Here is a 5929-nt window from a genome sequence, read left to right on the forward strand (position 1 = left end):
GACTCGATCTGGGCAGCGAAGTCAGCGATCTCACCGAGGGGCTTGGCGACTGGACCGACAGTTCGGTTGGCCTTGCCTATCAACTCACCTCGCAGACAACCATTTCAAGCCACACCCGGATGGCGACCCGCTACGGTCGCACCGATGTTCAGATCGACGGCCGCATCGACCAGGCCTTTTCGCCGACGGTTTCGGCCTATGTGCTGGCAGCGGCGACGCCGGATGCCGATTTCCTGGCCCGATATTCGATCGGCGCCGGCGCTTCGTGGCAGATCATGGCGCCCGCGAAAGCGCTCGGTCCGTTCTCGCTCAACATCGATGCTCGCTATGACAATTTCGTCACCGCCGAGGTCACCACAATCTCGCCCTGGGTGCAGGCCTATGTCCTGGACGGCCGGCTGGGGCTTTCGGCCCGTTGGGTTCACCCAGCCGACGATATCGGCACACGCGCCGATGGCTATGTGCTGCGGGCCGATCTTGCAGTCACCCCGGCCGTCAACGTTTTTGGTGGTTATGCAGATGCCCCCGAGATCTCCGACGGCACGCTGGTGCCGACGCGTACCGTCTTTGGCGGCATCTCCTGGGACGCCACCGATCCGCTGACGCTGCGCGGCAGCCTCGCCCATGAGCAGCGCCCGACATTCGACCGAACCATATTCGGGCTCGGCCTAACCACGCGGTTCTGATCATGTTGTACATCTGGCACTTATCCATCCTGCTCAGTGCCCTTTCCCTGGCGATCATGCTTCTACTGATCGTGCGTCGGGTATTGCAGGAGCGCCGGGGGACGACGGGCGCCGATCAGCGGCGCCTTCTTCTGACGGCGCTGATCGCCTTCACCGAAAATCGCGATCGCGAGGCATTGAAGACGGCGCTGCTTGCGGTGCCGGCGAGGGTGGCGGTCGATGCCGGTTTCGAGTTTATTTCGCTGTTGCGCGGCGAGGAGCACGACGAGCTCCTCTCAGCCTTCAACGAATGTGGCCTGCCGGCGCTTGTCAGTACCCAACTGGAAAAAGGCAACGCCGCCGAACGCATCCACGCGACCGAGATGCTGGCGGCGCTGCGTTCGGAAAACGCAGTGGCAAGCCTGCTTTCGGCACTCGACCGCGACGGATCACGCGAGGTCAGGATCGCCGTCGCGATCGCGCTCTGCGATCTCGGCGCCTTGCCGCCGCTCGTCATAACGCTGCGCAAGATCGGCGTGGCGGGACAGCGCTCGCGACGCCTGATCGAGCTTTTCAGGCGCTTTCCGCCGAAGCGGCTCGGCGAACTTGAGGATTACGCCAGACTTCAGGGCGCGGTGCCTTTCATTAGAGCGGCCGCAATCGATGCACTTGCCCGCAACGGCGGGTTCCGGTTTGGCGACTTCTTTGCCCGCGCGGCCGGCGATCCGTCATCGGAGGTTGCCGCAGCCGCATTGCGGGCACTCGGGCTGACCGGACATCCCAATGCGACGGCCATCCTGACCAAGGCGATGGAAATTGGCGGCTGGAATGTGCGTGCAGACGCTGCCAATGCGGCGGGCCGCCTCGGCTTGTCTGAACTCGCCGCGCCCCTCGCGCAGCTTATGGACGACGAGGCATGGACTGTGCGCTATGCCGCCGCCAACGCGCTCCGCTCGTTCGGCCAGAAGGGAGAGCAGGTGCTGCGCGAGATCGCCACCAGCGAGGTCTCGCGCCGCCAGCGCACCGCCTCGCTGATCCTTGCCGAGGGGCCGGCCGCCTGATGTTCGACTGGAGCCAAGAGATCGTCCTGGGTGCCTCCATCCTGTCCTGGTTCATCATTGGGGCAGGGCTGGCGCAGACGGCGGTATACCTGCTGCAGCTTATTATTGCCGCCTACGCGCTGTCCAAGCGCCCGCCAGTCGCGCGTTCGGCGCTGCTGTGGCGCCGTTATGGGGACGTCGCGCCGCCAATCGCGCTCCTGGTACCCGCCTACAATGAGGAAGTGAACGTAGTCGAGAGCGTGCACTCGATGCTGGCGCTTGAATATCCGAATTTCGAGGTGATCGTCATAAACGACGGCTCGAAGGACCAGACTCTGCAGCGCCTTATCGAAGGCTTCAAGCTTGTGAAATTCCATCGGCCCTATGAGGAGGCCCTGACGCACAAGCCGATCCGCGGTCTCTATTCCTCGCCGATGACCGAACGGCTGTTTGTGGTTGATAAGGAAAATGGCGGCAAGGCCGATGCCCAGAATGCCGGCGTCAACGTCTGCCGCGCGCCGCTGTTTTGCGTGATCGACGGCGATTCCATCCTCGAGCCCGATGCGCTAATGCGTGCCGCGCAGCCCTTCATCGACGATCCAGAGCGCACCATCGCTGTGGGCGGCACGATCCGGATCGCCAACGGGTCCAGGATCGAAGGTGGCAGGGTGCGTGAGGTCCGGCTGCCGAACCGGCTGCTGCCCCTGTTTCAGGTGGTCGAATATCTGCGGGCCTTTCTCATGGCGCGGCTTGCCTGGAGCCGCATCAACACGCTGATGCTGGTGTCCGGCGCCTTCGGCATGTTCCGCCGCGCCGAAGTGGTAGCGGTTGGCGGCTTCACCGGTGGGTCGATGGGTGAGGACCTCGATCTTGTGATCAAGCTGCATCGTCACATGATGGACACCAAACGCAAATACCGCATCCAGTTCATTCCTGAGCCGGTGTGCTGGACCGAAGCGCCCGAGTCACTCCGCGTTCTTGCCAGACAACGCACGCGCTGGCAGCGCGGTGCGCTCGAATGCTTCTTCCGTTACCGCTTCATGCTCTTCAACCCCCGTTATGGGCGTGTTGGCTTCCTCGGCTTTGGTCACATACTGGTTGTTGATGTGCTGGGGCCGATTTCGGAAGTCCTAGGCTATGTGCTCATTCCGACCTTTTGGCTGCTCGGCATTCTTTCGACCGAGTATCTCTTGGCGTTCACATCGCTGGTTTTCACCTACGGCGTTTGCGTGAGCGTGTGTTCGCTGGTCCTCGAAGAAGCCGAGCTTCAGCGTTTTCCGCGCGCGCGGGACCTCGCCGTGCTCACGGCCGTGGCAGTGATCGAGAACTTCGGCTACCGCCAGCTCAACAATTTATGGCGCGTGAAGGGCTGGTGGCAGTATCTACGCGCCGACCAGAGCTGGGGCGAGATGACCAGGACCGGCCTGACTGGACCTAAGAAGTGAGCCCTTTCGGTTAAGTCACTTCAACGTATGCTCGAGCTGTTCGATAAGCCCGTCGAGTGCGGCATGCACGGCCCCGTCATCCGGCTGCTCGATCAGCAGTGTTTCCAGCGCCGATGCCTGTACGCTGATCTCCGCAAACCCGAACGTTCCCGCGGCTCCGGCGAGCGAGTGCGCGGTCGCAATCAGTGAGGCGTTGGAACCCTTCAAAAGGACTGTGTGCCGCGCCGCCTTCAACTCCGCCAGTTGAGCGGCGCACCTGGCCAGGAAACGTTGCCGTAGGGGGGCGAAGGGATCGTTCAAAGTGGGAGGCGCTCTGCGACCAGGTTTCAGAGACATTCAAGCATAGAATTCGGTGGAGTGAAACGAAGGCTCTCTCTTGTCTGCCCTTGCCGGCGAAGAACTCCGCACTCTCAGCGAACGTTCTTGCTTGGGGCAGGCGGCCCGCAAAATAGTCCCCTCCCATCCGAAAGGCCTCCACGGGGCCTGTAGGAACTGGAATAGTGACCGGCTCCCCGTCGAGCTCGTAGAGACGATTCCCTCACGGCGGATGTCGACAAAGAAGTACTGACCTTCCCTGAGTGCAGTGTTCACCTCCCGGCGGGAGTGGACGGTGACGCTGACGGGTGTCTTCATTCACGCATCAGGCGGTCGGCCGCAGACTGCCAATAGCCGGCGAAATCGGTCAGCTTGCGATTGTTCACCATCACCAGCCTTCAGCGCGTCGTCGAACTCCTCAAGCAGCACCTCCACCGTTCTTGTCAGCTCGCGCTGCTTTGGCGGCGGGAGATGGTCGATGCTGGATTTCATAAACGAGGATCTGTCGTCCATCGGGTATGCTTAGCCGAGACTACGCCTCGAATCCACAGACTGCCTCCCCGGGCAGACGCAATTGAAGTATGTGGAGCTTGCTGGCTCATTCGTTCGCCGCTCAGCAGACCGAGGTTGCCGTCGGTTGCAGCGGTACTCAACCGCATGCTGGCGTGCGCACGCCCGGAGTCTGTCCGACATCAAGTCCGGCAGCTACAATCGGCAACTTCAAAGACCGAAATGCGTTCGATTTCATATCCGCGCACCAACGCCGCATCTATATGGCCGAGTTGGTGCGCTGCGCAGTATCGGCGGCGATATCTTTAGCAGCCGTTTACCGGAGCGCGATAGGTCCTGTGTATGCAATACTGTCGGATGACGTAAGGAACCGCCGTGCCGCACAGAGCAGCAGCCCTAGCCGGCCGTTCTACGCCCCGCCTGCATCGTTTCATGAGCGTGATGCTCGAACTGGCTCCGGGCGTTCTCGTGCCGCGTCAGGAAACGGAGTTGCTCGGACAGAGGGCGCTTGCGATTCTTGGCGATCGCGCGCCCGGCCCGATGGTGATCGACATGTGCTGCGGCTCCGGCAACCTTGCTCTGGCGATCGCCGCGGAAGTTCCGTCGGCCCGCGTCTGGGGGGTGGACGTGACTGACAGCACGGTCGCGCTCGCCCGGAGCAATGCCGAACGCTTGGCCCTTCAGGACCGGGTCACCATCCGGAAAGGGGATCTGTTCGGTGCGCTGGAGGGCGATGGGCTTATCGGCGCAGCGGACATGATTGTCTGCAATCCGCCCTATATCTCGACCGCGCGCCTCGAAGGCGAGAGCGCGCATCTGCTTGAGGGCGAGCCGCGCGAGGCCTTCGACGGGGGGCCTTACGGCATCTCGATCCAACAGCGGCTGATCCGGGACGCAACCGATTTCCTCAAGCCTGATGGCTGGCTGCTGTTCGAGTTCGGGCAGGGGCAGGACCGCCAGGTGGCTGCCCTGATAGCCAGAGCCAAGGCCTATGAACCCGTGACATTCGCCAAGGATGAGGTCGGAATGCCGCGTGTCGCACTCCTCCGCAAGCTTGGGAACGGTTCGCCCGCGATCTCATCCTCCGCGAGTTTGGCATGAGCCAGATTCGTCCCCTGCAGGCTGCGGATATTCCGGCCGTCGCCGGGCTCTTTCAAAGAACCTTCCGGGACGGTGGCAAGCCGCCGCCTCCGGCGCTCGAGACTTATCTGCGCTGGCACTATCTCGAAGGCCCGGTCTGCGATCCGGAGATCGCGTCTCTCGTCCATATTGCGAGCGAAGGCGACATTTCAGGCTTTGTCGGCGTAAATGTGCTGCCGATGAGGCATGGCCAGTGCAAGCTGCGCGCCGCCATCTGTGGTTCGCTCATGGTCGAACCGCGGGCGAACGACCCGATGGCCGGCGCAAGGCTGCTCAGGACATTCCTGGCCGGGCCGCAGGACATCTCCTTCAGCGAAACCGCAAATGCCCTCTCGACGCAGATGTGGACGAAACTGCGCGGGGTCGCCCTGCCGCAATACAGCCTGGACTGGATCCGGGTCATCCGGCCTTCGGCCTTCCTGCTCGATCTAGCCTCGCGGCGAGCCGGCGCCGTGCGCTTGCTTGACCCGCTCGCGCGCGGACTCGATCGCTATCTTCGCGGACGGATGCAGGAGAACGAGATGCGCTGGTCCGGGGTCCCGGAACTCTGGAATGGCAAGGGCGGCCTCAAGGTAGCCGAAATCGATCAAGCCGGTTTTGCGGCTCTTTTGGACCCGTTGACGCGGCAGTTCCCGCTCCGCCCCGACTGGAGCGCCGAGCAGCTTGCGCATATCCTCGCGGAGGCTTCCCAGAAGCCGGACTATGGTGATGCCGTGTTCGCGTCCGTCTCCTCCCCCAGCGGGGCGCTGGTCGGCGCCTTCCTCTATCACACCCGCCCGGGCAGGATGGCGCGCGTGCTGCAGGTTCTGGCCCT

Annotated in this window: 6 protein-coding genes and 1 pseudogene; 5 read left to right on the plus strand and 2 right to left on the minus strand. The window is 62.9% G+C overall.

The window, feature by feature from the left end:
* From EN884_RS22335 to EN884_RS22345, 3 genes are all read left to right on the plus strand, one after another.
* Positions 1-686, plus strand: a 686-nt coding sequence (locus EN884_RS22335) for a YaiO family outer membrane beta-barrel protein (RefSeq protein WP_128360740.1), incomplete at its 5' end; no start/stop codon positions are given.
* Between the two features lie 56 nt (positions 687-742).
* Positions 743-1726 carry a HEAT repeat domain-containing protein gene (locus EN884_RS22340; RefSeq protein ID WP_244514452.1) on the plus strand — a complete coding sequence of 328 codons (984 nt, stop codon included), beginning with the start codon at positions 743-745 and terminating at the stop codon, positions 1724-1726.
* Positions 1726-3150 (plus strand): glycosyltransferase family 2 protein, encoded by a 1425-nt coding sequence (locus tag EN884_RS22345; RefSeq protein ID WP_082826733.1) that lies wholly within the window; start codon positions 1726-1728, stop codon positions 3148-3150. The genes EN884_RS22340 and EN884_RS22345 overlap by 1 nt, the downstream gene beginning before the upstream one ends.
* Before the next feature lie 15 nt (positions 3151-3165).
* Here the strand turns inward: EN884_RS22345 and EN884_RS22350 are convergent, their stop codons facing one another.
* Both EN884_RS22350 and EN884_RS22355 read right to left on the minus strand, forming a co-directional pair.
* Positions 3166-3450 (minus strand): Hpt domain-containing protein, encoded by a 285-nt coding sequence (locus EN884_RS22350; protein ID WP_063170508.1) that lies wholly within the window; start codon positions 3448-3450, stop codon positions 3166-3168.
* Between the two features lie 202 nt (positions 3451-3652).
* Positions 3653-3957: pseudogene (locus tag EN884_RS22355) on the minus strand (nucleotidyltransferase); the annotation flags it as partial.
* 393 nt (positions 3958-4350) lie between these two features.
* On the opposite strand from EN884_RS22355, the gene EN884_RS22360 reads away from it, so the two are divergent.
* Positions 4351-5076 carry a HemK/PrmC family methyltransferase gene (locus EN884_RS22360; RefSeq protein WP_013525352.1) on the plus strand — a complete coding sequence of 242 codons (726 nt, stop codon included), beginning with the start codon at positions 4351-4353 and terminating at the stop codon, positions 5074-5076.
* A partial coding sequence (locus EN884_RS22365; protein ID WP_128360741.1) for a hypothetical protein occupies positions 5073-5929 on the plus strand: 857 nt, incomplete at its 3' end. The genes EN884_RS22360 and EN884_RS22365, both read left to right, overlap by 4 nt.

Origin of the sequence: Mesorhizobium sp. M7A.F.Ca.AU.001.01.1.1, assembly GCF_004022735.1 — a bacterium.
GTDB classification, from domain to species: domain Bacteria; phylum Pseudomonadota; class Alphaproteobacteria; order Rhizobiales; family Rhizobiaceae; genus Mesorhizobium; species Mesorhizobium ciceri.

Bases quoted from the DNA above. Each gene is read 5' to 3' on its own strand.
- EN884_RS22340 (WP_244514452.1), top strand. From the start codon at position 743: ATGCTTCTACTGATCGTGCGTCGGGTATTGCAGGAGCGCCGGGGGACG.
- EN884_RS22345 (WP_082826733.1), top strand. From the start codon at position 1,726: ATGTTCGACTGGAGCCAAGAGATCGTCCTGGGTGCCTCCATCCTGTCC.